The sequence below is a fragment of the Spirosoma migulaei genome (genome assembly GCF_054776855.1).
On record NZ_BAAHBG010000008.1, the window covers coordinates 33,584 to 57,095 of the forward strand.

Genomic DNA, 23,512 nt, shown 5'->3' on the forward strand with positions numbered 1-23,512 from the left:
ATTTTCTGGCCGCTGGTTTATTGGCCGAACAGGATGGCCAGTTGACGAAGGCCGCCGATTACTCGATTAACTTGACTGAACGTCCTTTAGTAGACATTATAAAAGACTGCCGACGGGGAAAGGAGGCAGCCATGCAGGCGCTTTACGAGCGCTTCTACAGCTACGCCCTATCGGTTTGTCTGGCATATGCCAGCGACCAGGAAGACGCCCGCGAAATGCTTAACGATGGTTTCCTGAAAGCATTTCGGCATCTGGATACGTTAAAAAATGAGGATGTACTCGTACCCTGGCTACGACGAATTCTGATAAACACCGCCATTGATTATTACCGTCGAAACCGGAAACGGGCCTTGGATCTATCAACGGATGAACTTGCGTATACACTTGAAGAACCCTACCTGAATGACGAAGCAATTTTTGCCCAACTTTCAGCCGAGCATATTCTTGCCGTAATCCATCAATTGCCCCTTCCCTACCGAATGGTTTTTAGTCTGTATGTGCTGGAAGGCTATACACACCGCGAAATCTCGGAACAGCTTGGCCTTGCCGAAAGTACATCACGAGCGCATTTATCGGAAGCAAACCGATTATTACGTAAAGCGCTGACCAACCAACTTCCCACTACCCATGAGCGAACAAACCGATAAACCGCTCCATGACTGGGTACGTCAGTCACTGGACACCTACCGCCCCGATTATAACCCGACCGATTGGGCACGTCTCCAGCGTACGTTGCGCCGTCGGCGATGGGTGCAATGGGGTGCTCTTACGAGTGTATGTCTGCTTCTTGTCGGTTTGATCAGTTGGTTCGTTGTTGAACAGCAAACAGACAACGTAAAGCATAGTTCTACTACTCTTCTCTTACGTAGCCCCAAACCAGCGCTTATACTGGATTCTATTGAGGCACATAATTCTGATGCGCTCACTAGCTCATCAGGAATTCCGAAAATGGAAAAATTGATGCCCACAGCAGCGAGATCTAGTCCACTTTATTCATTCGCGACAGTCAAACCAACATCCGTTTTACAACCCGTTATTGATATACTAAGTCCGACTCGTAAGCTAAACTTGTTGCCAACCGACATAAATGAACACATTCCATTACCACATCTAATTGCCTTTAGCCCTGAAGAAACCGCCATCAAGCAACAAATGATAACGGGCGACTTCGGCATAGACTCAACTTCCTATCGTGTTTTGGATCGTAACCTACGTACGTGGCCAGACGCGGTAGTTGTCTGTGACTTTACAACCAGTATGTATCCATACACGACACAACTCTTTGCCTGGTTCCGAAAAAATGCCCGTAACCCGGCCATCAAAGGCATGGTATTTTTTACAGATTGTGATAGTCTGGGTCAACAAACGCGCCCTGGCGGTCCAGCGGGGCGCATGTTTGTGACACGAGAGCGGGACCCAGCCAAAGCCTTACCAATTTTACTGGATGCGGCTCGCAATACCACTCGTAACAACGACGATGCTGAAAATGATATAGAAGCACTTTTGTTTGCACAACAGACCTTTCCTGAGGCTAAGCATCTGATTCTGCTTGCCGATAACATCAGTACGGTTAAAGATATAGCTTTGTTGAGCAAGGTAAAGAAACCGGTTCATGTGGTGCTTTGCGGAACAACAGGCAGTGATACAACACGGGCCTTCCAACCTGACTATTATAGGATTGCCAGTCATACAAAGGGCAGTGTGCATACCCTAGAAGATGACCTTACGCCCAGCCTGTTATCCCGAACAACTACCCTCCGGGTTGGCTCACATTATTATCGGTATGTAGCGCACAAAAAACAATTTAAACTTACTCCCTTTTCCCACAGACCCAGGCACTTTCTAAAACTCATCTGGCTGTAAAGAATGAACGAGCGGCTGCTGGCCAATAGGAACTTATCTTTTTCTATTCATATATGTACCGAATTTATTAATCGGACGTTAGTAGAGGATAGTACTGTATGTAGTTCGTATCTGGTTATGCCTCTTTTTGCCTCTAGTCGTCGTCGTTTACGCATCTCTTTTATTATTGCGATCAGCCTGATTTTTAGTCTTGTTACAGTTGCCCAACTTAATTTAACCTACCATCTGCTCAACGGCTATTTCTTGAGTAACGATGCCCCTGTTAATAAAGGAAAGCCTACCCTATTTGTATTCGAACAGGCCGAAACATTCGGGAACGTGTTCAAACCAGCCACTACTATGAGTAAGCGGCCTGATGCGGTGAATTTCACCAAAGAAATGGCCATTGGTATTGCCCTACCACCAACTAACAAGCCCCCAAAGCTTTCCGTAAGCAAAGTATTCGTCCAGGATTCCGTTTTGACGGTCCGCTATATTCGCATTGCAGACACCACCTTAACGAATAATCCGCAATCCTTTACAAGTCAGCCTATTCTGCTATTTGCTATCCCGAAGCAGGTAGTTCTAAAAACTAAACTTGTTGAAAATGGCAAAGTGGTGCAGTTGCTTAAGAAACGTGAAGAAGAGTAACGCTCTTTTTTGACCTTAGGCTAGCCTGTTGCACCTGATATATATAGCGATCACAGGATGAGTTTGACTCCGTAAAGTTGACAAGAACATAGAACCGCCTGACAGCTAAAGTCATCATAGAGTAAATGGGAACGCTGGTCTTTGCAAAGACCAGCGTTTTTTAGTTCGTAAACAAAAAGCCCCATCTTGATGATGGGGCTAAGTATTTTTCTTGATAAACGTGATCTTATGGGTCAGATGCACTTGGATACTTATTAGACGTAGAAAGTGTTATTTGGACACAAAAAAAACGTTGGGTCTAAAAGTCCCAACGTTTCATCTAACCCATAAGAGCTCGCAAACTGACAGACCGACAGCTTGCAATCAGTACCAATTTAGTTGTAAAACAACCAAATTGGTAACTTATTGATTATATGGCCAACAGAATAGACAACAAAAAAACGCCAGTTCTAGTAGAACTGGCGTTTCTGCATTCCGTTCAAACCTAAACTCACCCTAAGAGCGGCATAGGTCATTTAAATATAAATCTTGTGCCTCAGAGCATTGCATTAAAATTGATCGGCATTATAACCAATTACACCAAATCCGTTTAATCCAGAAGCCTGTTTCACGTCTCAATCATCAATATGGTTTTCCCACGGCCAAAAATATCTCATGGACATAGCTCCTTTACGTGATGTAAGTACAGGCGGCCTGTGATTGTCTGTAGCTTATGGCACTCCTTTTTTATCCGTCCTTAGCTCTACTTAGATATCATCCTGACCTTCGAAACTATCGACAATATCGTTCATCAATTTTGGGCAATTTTCCTCATAAATCAGGCGCTTACCTGACGATTCCAGTTAGTAAAATTTTTACAGCATGATTTTGCCTATTCATACGCTTAACAAGTGATTTTATAGACAAAAACCAGATATTGACACACTAAATGAGGTCTTAATGTTTCCTTACTCATAACATATGACCGAATAGTATATTTTTAAACACGAATAGCTTGTCTGGCAAGGTTTTGGCGCTTTGTGGATTCTATAAAACTCATAAATCATGGAACGCAACATCAACCCGGATTTACTTAAGGAATACATCAAAACACTTATCGCTACGGATGTAGTATTCCCCGGTATACTGCCTCGCCAGTGGGGTAATGACTTCAATCGTGTGGAATTACAGGTAATTCACTTCACACTGAAATTTATCCTCAAAACAGCTGATCCAAAAACCAAAAAAGTTCTGATTGAAGCCTTCAAAAAGGTTGAAGAGCATGACTTAAGCCTACACTGGTTTCTATGCGACTTCTGGGAAGCTATTGTTCCCATACTGATCAAATACCCGTATTGGCCAACTCGAAAATCGTCATTTCAACACGAATTGAATTAATAAAATCTCACTATATACCCAGGGTCAATTGCCCTCCCTGAACCGTTGCTATAGGCTGTAAACTTGATAGTGAGACACCCAGCAAACGAACACCTTTTGGCAGAGGAAGTAAAGAAGCCAATAAGTCGAGGCTGATTCTGGCAAATACCGATTGGTCCGCAATGACTCTGAGGGACGTTCGACTGCGGGTAATCTGCTGAAAATCGGCATACTTAACCTTCAGCGTAACCGTCCGGCCTACCAGGCCCGTTCGCTCACAGTAGGCCCATACGCTTTTTATCAACGGTTCCAGCTCCGTTGCCAAATCGGCATAGTCTGTTAAATCCTGTTCAAAGGTGTTCTCTGAACCTACAGATTTGCGCTCCCGATCCGGAGTTACAGGGCGGGTGTCGATGGCCCGGGCGATGCTATAATAGTGATGGCCTACTTTACCGAAATGGTCCAGCAAAAACGCTTCGCTTTTCTGCCGCAAATCCAGACCGGTAAAAATGCCCAGTTGATTCATTTTTGCTGCCGTCACGCTGCCAATCCCGTGAAACTGCCCAACCGTCAGGCCTTCTACAAAGGCTAGTCCCTGATGCGGCTTAATGATAAACAAGCCATCAGGTTTTCGGTAATCGGAAGCCAGTTTCGCCAGGAATTTATTATAAGAAACGCCCGCTGATGCCGTCAGACCCGTTTCCTGTTTGATCTGCTCTTTGATGGCCTGAGCCGTTTGCGTAGCGGTGCGTTGGTCCGTCAGTGTATCCGTTACATCGAGGTAGGCTTCATCCAGCGACAGCGGTTCAATCAGGCTGGTAAACTGAGCGAAAATAGCCCGTATCTGACTGGAAACGGCCTTGTATACATCAAAGCGAGGCTTTACAAATAGCAGATCCGGGCACTTGCGAAGAGCGATGGATGAAGCCATGGCCGAGCGTACGCCATATTTTCGGGCTTCATAACTGGCGGCAGCTACCACGCCCCGCTGTCGGGAGCCCCCTACGGCTACGGGTTTCCCGCGCAGATCGGGGTTATCGCGCTGCTCAACAGATGCGTAGAAAGCGTCCATATCGATATGGATGATTTTTCGGGTACCGGGCTGCTCCATACTCAAATTACCCGTTTCTGTATACCTCTGCCAGCCGTGTTACAACATCCCATGAAAACGGAAGCCATTGATCACGGGTGCTGTCAAATACTTCGGTAGCTGCTTCGCAGGCGAACAGCTTATAATCAAACTTGGGGTAATTACTGACCAAATAGCCCGGATAGTAGTACTCTTTCTGGTAGCGTTGGGCAAACTTAATTTTCTGTAGCATCAGGTATTTCCCCAAGCTATGTTTACGGTAATCCGGGTGGTAAAAATTCATGATACCCGCAATGCTTTGAGCGCCATTATCGAAGATACCGGCAGCAATCAAACTGGCTCCGTCCCGCACTTCAACTACGTACGTATCAAACACATTATACACGGCTCCGTCCAGCAGGCAAGATTCAACAGATTCGGGGGCGTCAAAATTTATGGAACTTCTGTACAAGGCATACAGGCTCTCCAGTTCCTGCGAAAGCACAAAGGGCTTCACCGCAACGGAGAATTTCTCATTGCTTCGTAATAGCCGGAGCTGTTTTGTGCCATATGTAACATTTGCGAGTGTAATACGTAACCAGTGTACCGCACAGAGCGAATCATCGAACAGGACAAACCGGCAGGTAAAAACATCCTGTTGCATCCGAAAATAGCCCTTGCTCAGACACAAATCCAGCATACTTCCTTTCATAGGTGGGTTGGGATAGCACGAACGTCTACGTTCGTGCTGATTATTCTCCGGCCTCTGGCCGATTGGTGATTAGTTGGCTTCCGGCCTTTGGCCGGGAAATAGTCAGCACGAACGTAGACGTTCACGCTATCCTATCACTTTCCGGTGGTTATCTCTTCATAAGCGGCCTGCAGGCTCCGTATAATGCCATCACCCTGCCACTCTGTTACACCCGGAATAGCTATTGCTTTCAGAATCTCGTCTTTCGATTTTCCCGCTTTGACTTCTCCCCCAACAAACACCAGGAGCTTCTCCAGATAGTCTTTAAATGCCTTGATATCTTCTTTACTTCCCGTAATTTTTTCGGGGTCGAAGGCGTGCCCAAACACGAAGATGGTTTTGTTATCGAAAGTCGTCAGCGTTTTATCCAGAACTGTAATCCAGTTTTTAATACTGGCTCCCGCACTTTTATCAATAAACGGATACCGGCGATTCGACATTAAGTCGCCCATGTGCAGCACGTTGGCGTTCTCGAAATGGATTAAGCCATCGCCATCCGTGTGGCCCGGTCCGAAATAATAGGCCCGAATACTTTCGCTGCCTACCTTCCGCTTCCAACCCTCATTAAAGGTGATATCGGGATAGAGTTGCTTATCCTCGGTCTTTGCTTTTTCGGCGACTGCTTTCTGGTTTTTCAACGAATTCTCGTGCGCTACTACGTGACCCACCATCCCTTTAAACGCAATGTTTCCCGACGTATGGTCGCCGTGGTGGTGCGTATTAATCAGTAAGGGAAAGGCTTTATCTTCCGTTTTTTTCAGGGCGTCAATTAAATGCTGCGCCTGTTCGGGAAATTCAGAATCGACAACTACCCAGCCCTCTTTGGTTTGGAGATAGGCAATCGTGCCGCCTTTTTCGGTAAAAACGCCCACATTATCGCGAACCATCTTCATTTTGAATGGGTCGTCGGCCAACCGATTGGCAAACAATGCGTGCTGAAACAGGGAAACGCCCCCTAAAGTTAAGGCCGTGTGTTGAACGAAACGTCTGCGATTCATGGACTTGTCGGTTCGGGTTTAGCGATTTTTTAGCCGATGGCTAATTGAGTTGAAAGTTACTCAAAAAGCCGATACAAGTCGGTTTCGTAACCGCTCGTCCAAACTAGATTCTATTGATTCTTCAACACAATTTTTGGTGCTGTCAGTTTCTTAAAACTGACAGCACCAGCAGTGTTCATCAAATTAACGAATCAGGTAACGACACGTCTGGGCCAAGCTGGAGCTTGGCCCAGACCCTATAGACGGCTAGGATTTGGCCAGGTCTTCCGGGCGAACCGGTAATTGCCGGAGTCGTTTTCCGGTAGCGGCAAAAAGGGCGTTAACAAGCGCCGGGGCAATGGGTGGCACGCCTGGTTCGCCAGCACCGCCCATTGGTCCGGTGCTGGGTACAATGTATACGTCAATGACTGGCATTTCATCGATACGTAGCATACGGTAGTCATGGAAATTGCTTTGCTGAACCCGGCCCCGCTCCAGGGTAATTTCACCGTAAAGAGCAGCCGTGAGACCATACACAATACAGCTTTCCATCTGCGCCCGAACGCCATCGGGATTTACAGCCAGTCCGCAATCAATGGCGCAGACCACGCGGTGGAGATGAATCTTTTGTTTATCAACCGATAACTCAACGACTTGCGCAATGTAACTTCCCATAGCCGCATGGACAGCCACGCCCCTGAATCGACCAGGCGGTAGTGGTTTTTCCCAGTTGGCTTTTTCGGCAGCAAGGTTAAGTGCCGCCAGATGCCGGGGATGCTCGTTCAAAAGCATACGTCTGTAGGCAACAGGGTCTTTGCCCGCTATAGTCGCGAGTTCATCCACTAACGTTTCCATCACAAAAGCGGTATGCGTATTACCAACGGACCGCCAGGGAAGAACAGGAACATGGCAGGTAGTTGTGTGAAGCTCAACGGAATGGTCAGGAATCTTTGCCAGGTAAGGCGATCCATGCACCCCACCTACCGAACTATAATCAATACCCTTCTGAACAATTTCCGCGGCCAATGGGGTATTAGTAAAAAGAGATTGCCCAACAATTCGGTGTTGCCAGGCTGTCGGGAATCCGTCTCGGCCAATCCCGATTGTTGCCCGATGCAGATAAACGGGCCGGTAATAGCCGCCTTGGATATCATCCTCCCGAGACCATATCAGTTTGATAAACTTACCACTGACTTTAGCGATCTGAACGGCTTCCATAACCCAATCGGCGTTAAAGGAACCCCGCCTACCAAAACTCCCTCCCAGAAAAGGCGTGTTAAACGCAACCTGCTCGGGCTTTATTCCCAAAAACGCAGCCACTTCCTGCTGATGAAGAAACGGCGATTGCGTACCAGTCCAGATCTCGCATCGGTCGTCAAGGATCTTAACGGTACAGTTCAACGGCTCCATGGGTGCATGCGCGAGGTACGGAAACGTGAATTCTGCATCAATGGTTTTGGCCGCTGTTGACAAAGCACTTGCTACATCCCCTTTTTGCTGGCTGGGGATTCCTTTTGTTGTGGCTAGCTCCCTGTATGCGACCAGTTGAGTTTTGCTGTCAACGGGCTCATCGGTTCCCAGACTCCAGTCTATTTTCAGGGCATCACGACCGAGCCTGGCAGCCCAATAGTGATCAGCCAACACGGCCACACCCGTAGGAATCTGGACAACGGCCCGAACTCCCTGTATAGCTTTCGCTCGGCTGGAATCGACTGATTTTACTGTTCCACCGAACACGGGCGCATGGGCTACAACTGCCGTAAGTAAGCCAGGGAACTGAACATCAATCCCATAGGTCGCTTTCCCATTGATCTTTTCGGGACTGTCAACCCGCTTTTGAGAGTTACCGATGTACCTCCATGCTGTAGGTTCACGAAGTTTAACGGCAGGTACCGGTAGTGTTGACGCTTCAGAAGCAAGTTCGCCATAACTGACACGCCGGGCACCCGCAATGACATACCCATTTTCCGTTCGGCAGTCCCTGGGTTGTAGACCTAATCGGTTGGCCGCTGCCTGCACCAGCATGGTACGGGCCGTTGCGCCCGCCAGCCGATACCGATCAAATTCGGAACGGGTTGAATCAGACCCTCCGGTAGTCTGTACCGAAAGCGGTTCGGCAAAATCAGCCCCTTTGCCAGCTGGCCGGTGTTCAACCTGTATGTTGTTCCAGTCACAGTCCAGCTCTTCGGCAATCAGCATAGTTAGGGTCGTCCAGATACCCTGACCCATTTCTACCTTCGAGAGAATAAGTTGTAGGCTATTATCCTCGCCAATACGCAGGAACGCATTCAGTTTCCGAGCCGGTCGGGTTGACGGAGAGGCTGTAAAGCTGGACGGGGTAGCGCTGACAGGCATACCCAAAGCGATAACAAGACCGCCAAGTGAGCTTGTTTTAAGAAAATCTCGACGACTAACAGGCCTTGTTTCCTTCATTTTACATCTTTTTCGTTGCGCATAGCCGCCCGATGAATGGCTTTTCGAATACGCTGATACGTACCACACCGACAAATGTTACCCGCCATAGCGGCATCAATATCCTCGTCGGAAGGGTTTGGTTTTTCGCGAAGTAAGGTAGCTGCCGACATAAGTTGACCCGACTGGCAATAGCCACATTGCGGCACTTGTTCGGCAATCCAGGCTTGCTGCAACTGCCGACCAATATCACCCGAAAGGCCTTCAATAGTGGTTACCTCCTGCCCCTTTACAATTGAAACGGGTGTTACGCAGGAACGCATCGCTTCACCATTTACATGAACAGTACAGGCCCCACATTGCGCCATGCCACAACCAAATTTTGTCCCTGTCAACCCAATACGATCCCGAATGACCCAAAGTAAGGGCATAGATGGATCGACATCCAGCGTGTACCTCTTTTTATTGACGGAAAGCGTTATCATATTTTTTTGCTACGAATCGCCCGCTTTAGGGTTGCCCGTACTCAAAGGAAATACGTAAGCTACGAAGTAGAAAATGTAGTTGACCACCCGCATGCCAGCATAGACCAACTGCATTTTCTGGTTGATTATGTGCGCTGCCAATCGAGTAATCCCCTAATTTAGCTCCCGGGGGAGTGTGCCTATCTATCCCCATTATTTTATGGTCGATCAAATCATTGACGCACGTCAGGCTTCTCTTGGAAATGGGTTTGCCGTCCGACGTATTCTACCTTACCGACTACGACGTATGCTCGGGCCATTCATTTTTATGGATCATGCCGGGCCCGTCAACTTCACCCCCGATCAGGCGTCTACGATGGATGTGCTTCCTCATCCGCATATTGGCCTGTCTACAGTTAGCTATCTGTTCGATGGGCAGGTAACGCACCGGGATAGCCTGGGTGTTCAGCAGATCATTCGGCCGGGTGAAGTCAACTGGATGACAGCCGGAAAAGGCATAGCACATTCCGAACGGTTTGAAGATCCGGCCACGCTGGTAGGTGGCTCACTGGAAATGATTCAGACCTGGGTGGCGCTTCCCGAAGCCAACGAAGAACAGACTCCAACCTTCGAGAACTACGCCCCAGCCGAACTACCTATATTCACCGACAAAGGTGTGTGGTTACGGCTGATTGCCGGAGATGTTTTTGGCCTGCGGAACCAAGTAAAAACACATTCGCCCTTGTTTTATGCGCACGTTGTGCTGCAACCCGGTACGCGTTTCGGTATTCCTCAGGGCTATTCAGAACGGGGCGTGTATATAGCCAAAGGTAGCCTTGAAGTCAATGGCCGAACCCACGGAGTCGGTCAACTGCTGGTTTTCACACCTGGCATGGACCCCGTTTTGGTGGCGCGTGAAACCTGTACCTTGATGCTGTTAGGGGGTGAGGCTCTGGGCGAACGGTTTATCTGGTGGAACTTCGTTTCCTCCCGGCCCGAGCGCATTGAGCAGGCCAAAGCCGATTGGCTGGCCGGTCGTATTGCGCTGCCACCCAACGACAACTCGGAGTTTGTACCCTTACCCAATGACAAGTCAAGGCCTGCCGGAACACCCCCGCCCCAACCGCTATCCTGAATAATGGATAATAAATAACCATTGTACATTATCCATTATTCATTCCCCAAGTTGTCCTCGCTTGGCTACGCCGAGTGAGGATTATTAGTTCAAGGGCCTCTGGCCCATTTTTGACCTGTTACTCCGGCCAGAGGCCGTTAAAGCAATAGCCCTCACTCGGCGTAGCCAAGCGAGAACGGCGCGTGAATGGGGAAACAATAGAATCCTGAGAATCCAAGTTTTACCAGTAGAGCAACCCCAGCACTTTCCTTTTCTGTTGGCGACAACATCGTGTACAAAAACCAGCGGCCTCCCTCGGGTCTGCATAACTCTATCAAACAATGGCTAAATCGCGGTGGTACCGACTCCTGCCGATTGCGTTTATTACCTATAGTCTGGCCTACCTGGACCGGGCGAACTTTGGCTTTGGAGCTGCCAGCGGCATGGCGACGGACCTGCACATTACGCCCTCGATGTCGTCTTTGCTGGGGTCCCTGTTCTTTTTGGGCTACTTTTTCTTTCAGGTTCCGGGAGCAGTATATGCCGAAAACCGAAGCGCCAAAAAGCTGATCTTCTGGTCGCTGATTCTGTGGGGCGGGCTCGCTATGGCAACGGGTATCATCAGCAATGTGAATGCGCTAATTGGTATTCGCTTTATGCTTGGCGTGGTCGAAAGTGCGGTTATGCCGTCGATGCTGCTTTTTTTAAGCCGATGGTTTACCAAAGCCGAACGCTCTCAGGCCAATACGTTTTTAATTCTTGGCAATCCGGCCACTATCCTCTGGATGTCGGTACTGTCGGGTTATTTGATCCAGGCGGTGGGCTGGCGATGGATGTTTATTCTGGAAGGGCTTCCCGCCATTATCTGGGCGTTCTTCTGGTGGCGGCTGGTCGATGATAAACCGCAGGATGCCAACTGGTTAACCAACGCCGAAAAACAGGCATTAGCCGATCAGTTACAGCAAGAGCAGCAAGGTATCAAACCAGTCAAGAACTACGCCGAAGCCTTCAAATCCAGGGTGGTTATTCTGCTCAGTTTACAGTATGCATTATGGAGCATCGGGGTGTATGGCTTTGTAATGTGGCTACCGTCTATTCTACATGCAGCGCCCAACATGTCGATTATCAAAACAGGCTGGCTGTCTTCGGTTCCGTACGTACTAGCCATTATTGGCATGCTGAGCGCGTCGTATTTTTCGGACAAAACGCAAAACCGAAAAGCTTTTGTCTGGCCGTTCCTGTTGATTGGGGCGTTGGCATTCTATGGTTCCTATTTACTGGGTGCCGATCATTTCTGGCTATCCTTTACGCTGCTCATCATAGCTGGAGGAGCTATGTACGCGCCCTATGGTCCTTTCTTTGCCATTATCCCGGAGATATTACCCAAAAACGTAGCGGGTGGCGCTATGGCCCTGATTAACAGCCTGGGGGCATTAGGATCATTTATCGGCTCGTATATTGTTGGTTATTTAAACGGAACAACCAATGGATTCGGAGCATCGTATATTTTCATGGCAGGCTCGCTGTTGCTTTCCGCACTGATAACCCTAATCGCCGTAAAAAAGCCTATGTCAAAAATTAGATTAAACACAGAGGCACAGAGAGCACAGATATAGCTTATCATCAACAGGTTATAGCTATGTTCTCTGTGCCTCTGTATCTCTGTGTTTAATCCAAGTTATTACAATGCAGAAGCTGAATGATAAATGGATGCGCATCATCGGTGTTCCGTTGCTCTCCTTAACCGGGCAATGGATGATGTATGGCTATACCAACATCCCGTATCCGGATGATTGGCGCATTCCGTTTTTCTTCATTTTGGGCAGCGTACTGGTGTGGGAGGCCAACCGTTGGGGCATTATCGTATCGCGCCGACGCTACCCGGAACTGAACCAGACACTTAAGCGGGTTTTATTTCAGCTAAGCTGGTTTGTCTGCTGTGCCAGCGGAATCCGCATCTCACAAACACTTTTCTACGAATTTATCGGCCTCTGGCCATCCGAAGATTACTTTTTATTCAAGCCTTACTTTTTCAATACGCTCGTATCTGTAGTGGGCACAATTCAGATTGCGGCCTATTACGAGGGTGTTTATCTGTACGAGCGCTGGCGGGTATCCTATACCGAAGCGCTGGAACTTAAGAAAGTGAACCTGCAAAGTCAACTCGACTCGCTGAAAACCCAAATCAACCCTCATTTCCTGTTCAACAACCTGAACTCGCTGTCATCGCTGATTACCACCAACGCCGAACAGGCCGAGCGGTTTCTGGATGAACTCTCATCTGTATACCGCTATCTGCTCCAGCAAAATAGCCGTGATCTTTGCCCGCTTGATGAGGAGATGCAGTTTATCAACGCCTATTTCCACTTAATCAAAACCCGCTATGGCGACGGCATTTTTCTGGTGAATGAGATCGAGAGTCAGTACCTCGCGTACCGCATTCCACCCCTGACCCTTCAGATTCTGTTCGAGAATGCCATCAAGCATAATGTCATCCTCGCCGACCGACCGCTGACGATCAAATTATACACCCAAAATGGGCAGTTGTACGTAGAAAACAACCTGCAACAGAAGAAGGTAACTGTTCCATCGAATCAAATCGGCTTGCAGAACATCATGATGAAGTATAAACTGCTCGATCAATCATCCGTTATGGTTTACCATGATGAGGATCGGTTTCTGGTTGGCGTTCCCCTGCTCAATCCAGCGGTGTAAGTCCATTTCTTACCGCATGTCAAATTAAATCCGCCGTTTTTGGGATGGATTGCCCCATCTATCAAGTCCGTCCGTTTGTTAACGGCAGAATGTGCTGTTTTAATGGCCTTCATTGGAACAAGGCCATTAGCTTATGAAAAAAAAACCTATGAACTTGTTCACCGACTGGCTGCATAGGTTTTTCGAGCAATCAGTCGACTGGATCATCCTGATCGTTGTTGCGCTGATTATCCTGCTTGTGTTGTATTTGTTTTAACTCAACCGTACCCATCGTAGTACTCATAGTCAAAAAGGCTTTTTTCACGGTAACCAATGCGTTGTTTTCTGTTCGGTCTATTGGTACTTCTGATTTCCGGGGCCGCTTCAGCCCAAATGCCCAGCCTAAAGCTTGAACACCTAACAACCCGCGAGGGATTACCCTCCAACGATGTCTGGTGTCTGAACAAAGACCGGCAGGGCTTTTTGTGGATCGGTACGGGCCGAAATATCTGTCGTTACGACGGCTACAATTTTCTGCGATTAGATAGCCTGAAACTGGGCTATTGCTCTGGCGTTTCGACTGACTCTAAAGGCGATATATACACCTCCAACGACACCCGGGGCCTTTGCAAAATTGATGTAAAAACGCTGGCCGTAACAACTGTAGTCAAAAACGATTACGATGATGCCGACCCGAGCAACGACCTCCACGAGCAGGGAATGGTTGACTCCTACGATCAGGTGTGGGTGTGCGACTATACCTCGGTGCAACGCTACGACCCGTCCACTAAAAAACTCCATCGTTACACCTTTTCACAGACCGCTTCGGGTGGCGATGTGTATCAATACGCCAGCTTTTTCGAGGATGCCCAGCGCCGACTGTGGATCGTTTCGGAAATAGGGCTCTATCGGTTTGACCGTTCGCACGACAAACTCATTTGTGTGCTGGGAAAGGAAGCTAGTTTAGCCCGAAATCGCATACCCATTCGCTTATGCAAAGCCTCCGCCGATGCCGATGGTAACCTTTGGCTTGGCGGTTATGAGTATGGCTTAGTCTGGTTTTCGCCAGAAAGTCAGGCATTTCGTATTCGGAAAGAGGGGTTCGATCATACCAATGTGGTCTGTGTGAAGGAGTCACAGGATGAAAATGGGCAAAAAATCCTGTTTGTGGGCACCGATGATGGGGTGAGTATCTTTTATCCTGACCGGAATCAACTGTACCATTTACCTGAGTTTTACAACAGTGGCATTCAGGTAAAAGATATGTACGACGATACCGCCAATGGGATTCTGTGGATCGGAACGGGCGAAGGTATTTATAAGTACCGCTACCGAAACGTTGGTATTCGTACCGTAGATATTCCCCCCAACATTGTTCGGCTACCTGTAAAAATTACCAGTATTTTACCCCTTCCCAACGGCAACCACCTGTTGGGTTTATCGCATTCGGGGGCATTGATCTGGACACCTGCCACCAACCACTTCCAGCAACTGCCGTATCCCACCAATGAGAATGCGCTCACGCAGCAATTTCGTTGGATACAGGGGCGTCCTTTTGCGTTTACCGATAAAGGTGTTTTTGCGGGCGATCTTCAGAAAGGCAGTTTTTCCGTCTGGCAACCGGCGGCCCGTTTGTACAAAAACACTGATTTTCGCGACGGTCTGCTCGACCGGAAAGGCCGGATCTGGATTGCCAATTTAAATGAAGGGGTGAAGGTAGTTGACCCCGCAACAAATCAGGAACTCAACCTGTGGCCCGAAAAAGAGAATCGCAAACTCCTGAATCTGACGTACATAAAAGGAATTCTGGAAGGTATTGACGGGCGTATATGGGTAGCTACCTGCTCCCGCGGGTTATTTTTTTTCGATGAAAAGCGGGCTGAGTTTATCAACATCGAAAGCCTCCCGGCTAATAAAGGCAAGCTTATTGGTGGCGATTGCATTAATGGAATGCAACGAACGGCTGATGGGTCTATCCTGATCTCCAGTTGGGGGGGCGTCTCGAAGCTATCAAGTAAAGGCCATATCCTGACAACCTTCGAGTTCAAAACGGATGCCCTTATCGACACCTATTGTTCAAACATCGCCGAATCCCCGACTAAGCATCTCTGGTTTAGTACGAATGAAGGTATCAATATTGCCAACCCCCAAAACCACACGATCCGCTACCTGACTACTATTGAGGGCTTACACAGTAATTCGCCGGTTGGGTTCTACTATAGCCCGGCAAACGAACTGATTCTTGGCCACACCAATACAATCAACATTCTCAATGTCAATCTATTAAACAATCAGATCACAAAACCCCACATAGCCCTCAGTTCGATTGAAGTAAAAGGGAAACCCATCCAGCAGGATGTGTCGAAGGAGATTATGCTGCAACCTGATGAGAATGCCATTACGCTGAGTTTCTCGTCACTAAATTACGAGCCGTCCTCTAAAAACCAGTACAAGTATCAGTTGCAGGGCCTGGATACCAGTTGGGTCGATCTGGGTGATCGGCATATGCTCTCGTTTACAAACCTGGCTCCAGAAGCCTATCAGCTCAACATCAAAAGCGGGAATGGGAGTGGAATCTGGACGGATAAGCCATTAGCGGTTCGTTTTACAGTGAAACCCCATTTTACGGCTACCTGGTGGTTCCGCTCCCTCATTGGCCTGTTCATTGGTGGTCTTGTAGTGGGTATGATGCGGTGGCGTGTGAATGCCCTGGCTGAGCGAAACCAGACCATAGCCGAACGCAACCACATGGACCTGCAAATTGCCGAATTGAAACTCAGAGCCCTACAATCGCAAATGAACCCTCACTTTCTGTTCAACTCGCTCAACTCGGTTCAAAATTACCTGCTCACCGATCGGGGTATTGAGGGTGCCAAATACCTGTCTAAATTTTCCAGACTGGTTCGGCGCATCATGGAAAAATCGAATCATCAGTACCTGCGCTTCGAGCAGATTATCGAAACGCTACGGATGTATGTCGAAATGGAGTCGTTCCGCTTCAATCACGAATTTCATTACGAATTCGACATTGAAGATAACGAAACCTTGCTGGATGCCCTGTTGCCACCCATGCTACTCCAGCCCTTCGTCGAGAATGCCATCTGGCACGGGCTAATGCCCAAAGAAGGAGAGAAAAAACTTACCATCTCCGCCTACATCGACCGTAACCACATCTACTGCATGATCGAAGACAACGGTGTTGGCCGAACACTAACGCCCCAGCGGGAGGGGCACATTTCAAGGGGTCAGGAGATGACCAAAGGTCTTTTCGAATCGCTCAGCCGGAAAGACAGCAAGGCTAAACTCGAGATTATCGACCTCTTCGACGCCACTCATAACCCGGCAGGTACCCGCGTAGAAATGATAATTCCCGTTGAAAAAGGGTAGAACGTGCTATCGAATGCTGGCCAGATGAAAAATACGAGTGAATATGCACGCCAGTACCAACAAGCACACACTTAATAGCGGTATGTGTTGCCTTTCAAATCAAAAAGCGTGATCTTCTTGCCTGACGGTTTGACTAGCGTGATTTTATCGACTTCGGTTGTGTCCATCCGCTGTACATACTCAGCATCTTTGGGCAAATACATATTGGTCAGTTGGGCATCCTGAATTGAAAAAGGCCAGTACGTCTTTTCAATTTCATCGCGGGGGTGTAGCCGAATAGACGGATAAAGCACCGTATCTCCCGGCACATAAGCCTGCTTGATCTTTTGGGCAACCAGATAATAGGGATTAGGGCTACGCTGTCTGGCAAAATACGTGTATTTGGGCTCCTGGTCCTGATAAATGTGGTAGAGCAGCCGAATAACAAAATAACACTGGATCGCTAAAACCACCCACAGCACTTCCCGGAACTCGTTTTGGATGCGCGCAGCCTGTTGCAGCAACAAGGCCACCAGAATAACACTGAACGGAAACGAGAAACCAGAATAACGCTGGGTAATTCCATAGGTGTGCCCATTTCGAAAGGCCATCACGATCAGAAAGAGGGTAGGTACAACGGCCAGCATGATAACAAAGACCAGGAGCGGAAGCCGTCCTTCCATCGCTTGTCTACGAATGGCCAGCAGGAGAAGATAGGCAAAGGAAGGGAGCGCAGCTACCACTACATACTGAAGGTTGATGACCGTAACCAGCGGCAAAGCAGCTACCAGCAGAAGCGGATAAAGCAGGAATACCCACAGCGGAAGTGGGCTCATTGGGTGGTAACGATAAAGAAGCCCGACGGCGAACAAACCAAAAAACACTGAAATCGCTACATTCCGAATCCCCAGAGCATCGATTTGCCCTAGCCCATTCGAAATAATAAACAAATCCGCCCAGATGGGTGCAGAGCGTTCAGCAACGTTGATCAACGTTGCTGGCAGAATGATCCCAAATCCATTCTTGTAGGGATCTGTGAGCGCCAGATTCCGGTAAAACTGTGCCTGATAGGCAAGCGTTTTAAAGGTATAAACCCCTCCACCAAACAGGAACCATAACGATACGAGCCCCACCCCCACCAATCCCGTCAGCAGAAAGGGTACCCAACGGCGTGCCGGTCGTACATAGATCAGTGCATAGAGACCATGACATAAAAAAACGGTGATCGTCAGGTAGTGCGAGAGTAAAGCCATCACAAATACAAGTCCATATACCAACAGGCGTTTGTTTACGGCTTGCCCTGATCGATGTTGATCCAGGATCAATAAAAACAAATGAGTTGCTAATAAGGTCAGAAAAAAGCTCATCGAATAATTACGAGCCATGTGGCTATACGCAATAAAAAAGGGCTCGACAGCCGTTAGCAACGCACTGAGTAAGGCTAAACGCTCGGATTTAAAATGTCGGCGAACAAACAGAAAGACCAGACCAACGAGTAGTGTACTGAACAACACGGAAGGGAAGCGCAGCGAGAAATCACTCAGGCCAAACAACTTAGTCCACAGCCACAAAACAGCGTAATAACTAGGGCTATTGCCAATATCTCCCCTAATGTTGGCACCAATAAAATCGTCAATAGACTTTTCTTTCCAGAATTCACGGGGTGTAAAATAAGGTTTTCCAGGTGTAAAAAACACGTCCCGCTGGTTAGCCCCCTCCATAGAAATTCCCTGGGAGATAAGCAACGTATACTTTTCATCAAGGTAGATACCATAGGTGCCGGAATGGTAAACCCGTAAGGTAAAGGCCAGAATCAGAATTACTGCCAGGACTGCGTTCGTCGACTTGACTAATTTCATACATGAATGGCGTTAATTTAATGGACAATGGTAATGTAGACTCATTACTCATTGTCCATTATTCATTATCCATTGCTTATAGCTACACTTGCCAGGGTCATTTACGTTTCGTACAGAAGATAATAAACTGAGCTGAGAATATGTGCTTTACCACCGGTATTTTTTCCAATAGGGGCTGAAAAAAATAGATCACTTTGGCGGGGCCAGTTGGAAAGAAAAACGGAACATAGCCCACGTAATTCCAGGACCGGATCTGTCCACCTGCATTTCGTATCCATCGTTTTAGCTCCCACTGAAAGAAAGACTGCTCCTCATGCTCGATGTGGTATTGGGAGGTTCGTTCGATGAGTTTCAAAATAGGGTTGTTCCCGTTGGGTTCCATGATAATCAGATTGTCGGCCAGTTTAAAGGCATTGGTGATAGCCTTCTGCTGATCGGACAAATGATGCAACACCCCCCTAATAACGGCAACATCGTATTTCTTTGGGGGTACGGGTAGCTGATCATCGAGGAGATTGATCGAGCTAAATTGTACAGACGGATAGTTTTGTTTAGCAATCTGAATGGCAGATTCGGCCGGATCAAACCCATGTACTTCCAACTGCGGAAAATTCTGTTTGATGTTGTGGGTGTACATACCATCTCCACAACCAATATCTACCAGCGTTTTGTAGGAAGGGTCAATGAGTTTAAAGATTTCGTCTGAAATACGTTTGTTAGCAACGTGCGACGAGAATTGAGCATTGGTGGTGTAGAGAAATCCACCATTTTCCCGCACGTTTCGATTAAACTCCTGAACATTCTTTTTTAGAGTCATATTCATGAAAGAAGATAAAACTGGTGAGAGGATAGATCCTACTAACTTCGAAATGGGCACTAGTAAGCAATGACTACTAGTTAACTAACAGACAATGGGTACTGAGAATTGAAGAGAAAAGAATCAGGTACGCTGAGGCTAACAAGCCTATAGTAAACGGTATCCGCTATATGGTATCCGCTATATATCGTCAGGAACGTAAGATGTTCAGCTAGTTCAACTTATGCTGATGAATTTTGAAACCAAATAAAGAAATGAAATGAAAAAAAGCAACCGTTAAGCTGGATAGCAATTATTTTTTTAGATAAAGCACTCCTTCCTCCGGGTTAATTGCTCATTAATTACTTAGTAGTCGGTAGAATCCACCCGGCAAGGCTTTCGTAGATAGACCTAACTAGAACGTATTACCAACCTAAGTAAGCCCTTTTATGAAACGCCTAACACAAACGTTGCTGGCTGGTTTAGTCAGCTTATCGCTGACTCCAACCACGCCCCTCTTAGCCCAAACAAAGCTGGGAATTTTTGAAGGACATACCGACATTGGTGCCGTGTTAAAGCCGGGATCAGCACAGTATAATACAAAGACCCACCAGTACGAACTCTCTGGCTCCGGCTATAATATCTGGTTCGACCACGATGAATTTCACTATCTGTGGAAACGCATCAAAGGTGATTTCATTCTCTACACGCGGGCAAGCCTGCTGGGAAAAGGCGTTGATCCGCACCGCAAAGTTGGCTGGATGGTTCGAACTAGTCTGGATGGAAAATCGGCGCATATCAACGCGGCCGAACATGGTGATGGCCTTACGTCCCTGCAATTCCGTCGCACAACCGGGGCCAATACTGAAGAAGTCCGTTCGAAATTAACGCACGCCGATGTTATCCAACTGGAACGCAAAGGGAACACCTACACCATGCGGGTCGCCAAATTTGGCGAACCCTTCGTGACCGAACAGGTGACTGATTTAAATCTGGGCGACGAAGTGTATGTAGGACTCTTCATCGGATCGCACAACAAAGACGTACTTGAGCAGGGTACCTTCCGCGATGTGCGTATCAGCGTACCCGCTCATGATGGCCTCGTCCCCTACCGCGAATACCTGGCCAGTAACCTGGAGATATTGGACGTAGCCACAGGTAACCGGCAGGTGATCTTCAACGCACCCAAGTCCATTCAGGCTCCTAACTGGATGCCCAATGGAAAAACCCTACTCTATAATGGCGACGGCCAGATGTATAGCTTCAATCTGGCAAAAGGTCAACCCTCTGTGCTGAACACGGGAGATGTGAAAAATAACAACAATGACCACGTACTGTCGTTCGATGGTAAAATGCTGGGACTGAGTAGTGGCGTAAAAGAGTTAGGTGGTTCTATCATTTACACCGTACCGGCAACGGGCGGCACACCGAAACAGATTACCCCCAAAGGTCCCTCCTACCTGCATGGCTGGTCGCCGGATAAGAAAACGCTGGTTTTCACGGGTTCACGGAATGATGAGTACGACATTTACAATGTCCCTTCTGCCGGTGGCCCCGAAACCCGATTAACCGAAGCGAAAGGGCTTGATGACGGTCCCGAATACACGCCCGATGGCAAGTACATTTATTTCAACTCCAGCCGTACCGGCACCATGCAACTCTACCGTATGAAAGCCGACGGTAGCGAGCAGGAAGCGATTACGAATGGGGAGTTTCACGACTGGTTCCCGCACATCTCACCCGATGGCAAATGGATCGTATTCCTGTCCTTTTTGAAGGAAGAAGTAAAAGCGGATGATCACCCATTTTACAAGCACGTTTACCTGCGCCTGTTACCCATCTCGGGTGTTGGCCAACCCAAAGTGATTGCATACATCTACGGAGGACAAGGTACCATTAATACCCCTTCGTGGTCGCCAGATAGCAAACGGGTTGCCTTTATCAGCAATACGGCGGAGAGTAGTATTAGTCCTGTTGAGAAATAAGAGCGCTCGCTAATTACCCAAATGTTACCATATTAATTATTTATTTAACAAAATACCAAGACTACTTACCTTTTGGTATAGATATTGCTTCTTTTAATTTCATTCTGTTAACTGTGGGCGCAGTTATAGTAATGTAGATGTAATAGGAAACGCTGGCTCCGTTAGGGCCAGCGTTTTTTGGTTTAGCACGGTGTGGATTCAACAAATACCATCTTGGGGCGGACATAAGACAAGCTCATCCTGACTGAACTATCGGCCTGGGCAGTCCCTTCTTTTTTCGGCAGGATTGCAACCGTACTGTATAGTATTATTTAAATAATTATTAGAGAATAGCCCTTATTTAGTTAAACTATTCCAGTAATCAATAAAACTATTTGCGGCCTTATACCCCGTTGTTTGTCCTTGGTAGTATAAGCCCACGGCTGCCGAGTCTTGAACCAGAAGAAATGAATAAACATCAATTCCTAGTAGTTGCTGCTCTTGCAACACTGACCAATATTCCGACATGGGCGCAATCTCCTCCTACCTATAGCTGGACTAATCTGCCCAAAATCGCTCAACCCGCTTTTCGAAAGGATACGATAACGATTCTGGCGCATGGCGCAAAACCCGATGGCGTTACGCTGAATACGAAGTCGATCAATGCGGCCATTGCTGCCTGTAGCCAGAAAGGTGGTGGCGTGGTACTGGTGCCCGCTGGCTTATGGATGACGGGCCCAATTGAGCTGAAAAGCAACGTCAATCTACACCTGAAAAAATCGGCGACCCTGCTATTTACCACCGACAAAAGCCAGTATGCGCTGGTCGAAGGTACGTACGAAGGCAAACGGGCGGCCCGGAATCAATCGCCCATTTCGGGGGTGAATCTGGAAAATGTAGCCATTACGGGTCAGGGAATTGTTGATGGCAATGGGGATGTGTGGCGGGCTGTGAACAAAGGACAGCTGACCGACAGCCAGTGGCAGGAGAAAGTAGCGTCGGGAGGGGTACTGAAAGACGATGGTAAGGTATGGTATCCGAGTGATCAGTTTAAACGGGCCGCTACAGAAAATAAAAGTATGTTGCTGGCAGCCGGAAAAACTCCTCAGGATTTTGCCGATATGAAGGACTTTCTGCGGCCTAATCTGCTGGTGCTGACGTCCTGCAAAAAAGTGTTACTGGACGGCGTTACGTTCCAGAATTCGCCCGCCTGGTGTCTGCATCCGCTGATGTGTCAGGACCTGACTATCCGAAACGTCACCACCAAGAATCCAGAATACGCCCATAACGGCGATGGTATGGATATCGAATCCTGCAAGAACTTCCTGATCGAAGGGTGCACACTCGATGTAGGCGACGATGCCATTTGCATCAAATCCGGCAAGGACGAAGAAGGCCGTAAACGAGGCATGCCGACAGAAAACGGCATCATTCGAAATAACACCGTCTACAACGGTCACGGCGGATTTGTGGTGGGTAGCGAAATGAGCGGAGGTGCCCGCTATATTTTCGTCTCGAACTGCACATTCATGGGGACCGATAAAGGGCTTCGTTTCAAATCGGTGCGGGGTCGTGGTGGCGTTGTCGAGCACATCTACGCGAAAGACATTTTCATGAAAGACATTGCGCAGGAAGCTATCTTCTTCGATATGTACTACTTCGTCAAATTCGCGACGGACGGGGAACGGGATGAACGCCCGGTCGTGAATGAAGGAACGCCTGTCTTCCAGAATATGAAGTTTGAGAACATTGTCTGCAATGGGGCCAAAAAGGGCGTGTTCATTCGGGGATTGCCCGAAATGGCGGTCAAGAATATTACAATGAGCAACCTGGTTCTTCAGGCCGATAAAGGCGTGGAGTTAATCGACGCCAGTGGTATTCGCCTTGACCATGTACAGTTAATAACCAACGATACTAAGCCCGTCATTCTGGTTGATAATAGCAGCAATCTTACGTTCGATGCTGTTCAGTACGATGCGAATACGAGTTTACTATTCTCAATAACGGGCGAGCGTAGCCAGGCCATTCGGGTCTCCCATACCGATCTCACCAAAGCCAAAACCAAAGCTGAGTTCAACAAAGGTGCAGCCGAAAAGCAATTGGTTATAAGCCAGTAGGTAACGATTAAATTAACCACAGAGGCACAGAGAACACAGAGTTTACATAGAGCTTGTTTAAACTCTGTGTTCTCTGTGCC

18 protein-coding genes are annotated in these 23,512 nt (G+C 47.9%); 10 read left to right on the plus strand and 8 right to left on the minus strand.

The genetic code is table 11. From position 1 onward, the window contains the following. The 4 genes from ACYVGO_RS09880 to ACYVGO_RS09895 form a co-directional block, all read left to right on the plus strand. A partial coding sequence (locus ACYVGO_RS09880) for an RNA polymerase sigma factor (protein WP_460969107.1) occupies positions 1 to 647 on the plus strand: 647 nt, incomplete at its 5' end. Further along, entirely contained in the window at positions 628 to 1,863 is a 1,236-nt protein-coding gene (locus ACYVGO_RS09885) for a hypothetical protein (RefSeq protein ID WP_460969108.1), read from the plus strand. The genes ACYVGO_RS09880 and ACYVGO_RS09885, both read left to right, overlap by 20 nt. A 3-nt stretch (positions 1,864 to 1,866) precedes the next feature. Continuing rightward, complete coding sequence (locus ACYVGO_RS09890) at positions 1,867 to 2,493, plus strand: hypothetical protein (protein ID WP_460969109.1); 627 nt, start codon at positions 1,867 to 1,869, stop codon at positions 2,491 to 2,493. A gap of 1,044 nt (positions 2,494 to 3,537) precedes the next feature. Next, complete coding sequence (locus tag ACYVGO_RS09895; RefSeq protein ID WP_460969110.1) at positions 3,538 to 3,870, plus strand: hypothetical protein; 333 nt, start codon at positions 3,538 to 3,540, stop codon at positions 3,868 to 3,870. Between the two features lie 10 nt (positions 3,871 to 3,880). On the opposite strand, the gene dinB is transcribed toward ACYVGO_RS09895, so the two are convergent. The 6 genes from dinB to ACYVGO_RS09925 form a co-directional block, all read right to left on the minus strand. After that, complete coding sequence (dinB, locus tag ACYVGO_RS09900) at positions 3,881 to 4,960, minus strand: DNA polymerase IV (protein ID WP_460969111.1); 1,080 nt, start codon at positions 4,958 to 4,960, stop codon at positions 3,881 to 3,883. A gap of 7 nt (positions 4,961 to 4,967) precedes the next feature. After that, positions 4,968 to 5,630 (minus strand): arginine-tRNA-protein transferase, encoded by a 663-nt coding sequence (locus ACYVGO_RS09905; RefSeq protein ID WP_460969112.1) that lies wholly within the window; start codon positions 5,628 to 5,630, stop codon positions 4,968 to 4,970. 134 nt (positions 5,631 to 5,764) lie between these two features. Next, complete coding sequence (locus ACYVGO_RS09910) at positions 5,765 to 6,667, minus strand: MBL fold metallo-hydrolase (protein WP_460969113.1); 903 nt, start codon at positions 6,665 to 6,667, stop codon at positions 5,765 to 5,767. A 246-nt stretch (positions 6,668 to 6,913) separates the two neighbouring features. After that, positions 6,914 to 9,079, minus strand: coding sequence for a xanthine dehydrogenase family protein molybdopterin-binding subunit (locus ACYVGO_RS09915; protein WP_460969114.1), 2,166 nt, complete (start codon positions 9,077 to 9,079; stop codon positions 6,914 to 6,916). Then, positions 9,076 to 9,543, minus strand: a complete 468-nt coding sequence (locus ACYVGO_RS09920) for a (2Fe-2S)-binding protein (RefSeq protein WP_142775526.1) — start codon at positions 9,541 to 9,543, stop codon at positions 9,076 to 9,078. Before ACYVGO_RS09920 ends, ACYVGO_RS09915 begins: the two co-directional genes overlap by 4 nt. 9 nt (positions 9,544 to 9,552) lie before the next feature. Next, positions 9,553 to 9,684 carry a hypothetical protein gene (locus ACYVGO_RS09925; RefSeq protein ID WP_460969115.1) on the minus strand — a complete coding sequence of 44 codons (132 nt, stop codon included), beginning with the start codon at positions 9,682 to 9,684 and terminating at the stop codon, positions 9,553 to 9,555. A gap of 58 nt (positions 9,685 to 9,742) precedes the next feature. Here ACYVGO_RS09925 and ACYVGO_RS09930 point away from each other — a divergent pair, with 58 nt between their 5' ends. From ACYVGO_RS09930 to ACYVGO_RS09945, 4 genes are all read left to right on the plus strand, one after another. Next, positions 9,743 to 10,657, plus strand: a complete 915-nt coding sequence (locus ACYVGO_RS09930; RefSeq protein WP_460969116.1) for a pirin family protein — start codon at positions 9,743 to 9,745, stop codon at positions 10,655 to 10,657. Between the two features lie 320 nt (positions 10,658 to 10,977). Continuing rightward, entirely contained in the window at positions 10,978 to 12,252 is a 1,275-nt protein-coding gene (locus tag ACYVGO_RS09935) for an MFS transporter (RefSeq protein WP_460969117.1), read from the plus strand. Positions 12,253 to 12,322: 70 nt separating this feature from the next. After that, positions 12,323 to 13,351 carry a sensor histidine kinase gene (locus ACYVGO_RS09940; RefSeq protein ID WP_142775529.1) on the plus strand — a complete coding sequence of 343 codons (1,029 nt, stop codon included), beginning with the start codon at positions 12,323 to 12,325 and terminating at the stop codon, positions 13,349 to 13,351. Between the two features lie 312 nt (positions 13,352 to 13,663). Continuing rightward, on the plus strand, positions 13,664 to 16,717 hold the full coding sequence (locus ACYVGO_RS09945; RefSeq protein WP_460969118.1) for a two-component regulator propeller domain-containing protein: 3,054 nt from the start codon (positions 13,664 to 13,666) through the stop codon (positions 16,715 to 16,717). 71 nt (positions 16,718 to 16,788) lie between these two features. Here ACYVGO_RS09945 and ACYVGO_RS09950 read toward each other — a convergent pair whose 3' ends face one another. Then, complete coding sequence (locus ACYVGO_RS09950) at positions 16,789 to 18,555, minus strand: glycosyltransferase family 39 protein (protein WP_460969119.1); 1,767 nt, start codon at positions 18,553 to 18,555, stop codon at positions 16,789 to 16,791. A gap of 97 nt (positions 18,556 to 18,652) precedes the next feature. Next, positions 18,653 to 19,378 carry a class I SAM-dependent methyltransferase gene (locus ACYVGO_RS09955; RefSeq protein ID WP_460969120.1) on the minus strand — a complete coding sequence of 242 codons (726 nt, stop codon included), beginning with the start codon at positions 19,376 to 19,378 and terminating at the stop codon, positions 18,653 to 18,655. 422 nt (positions 19,379 to 19,800) lie between these two features. Between ACYVGO_RS09955 and ACYVGO_RS09960 the strand changes: the two genes are divergently transcribed. Together ACYVGO_RS09960 and ACYVGO_RS09965 are read left to right on the plus strand one after the other, a co-directional pair. Beyond that, complete coding sequence (locus tag ACYVGO_RS09960; RefSeq protein ID WP_460969121.1) at positions 19,801 to 21,336, plus strand: TolB family protein; 1,536 nt, start codon at positions 19,801 to 19,803, stop codon at positions 21,334 to 21,336. A 446-nt stretch (positions 21,337 to 21,782) separates the two neighbouring features. Then, positions 21,783 to 23,432: a glycoside hydrolase family 28 protein gene (locus ACYVGO_RS09965; protein ID WP_460969122.1), complete on the plus strand. Its 1,650-nt coding sequence runs from the start codon at positions 21,783 to 21,785 to the stop codon at positions 23,430 to 23,432. Positions 23,433 to 23,512: the final 80 nt, after the last annotated feature.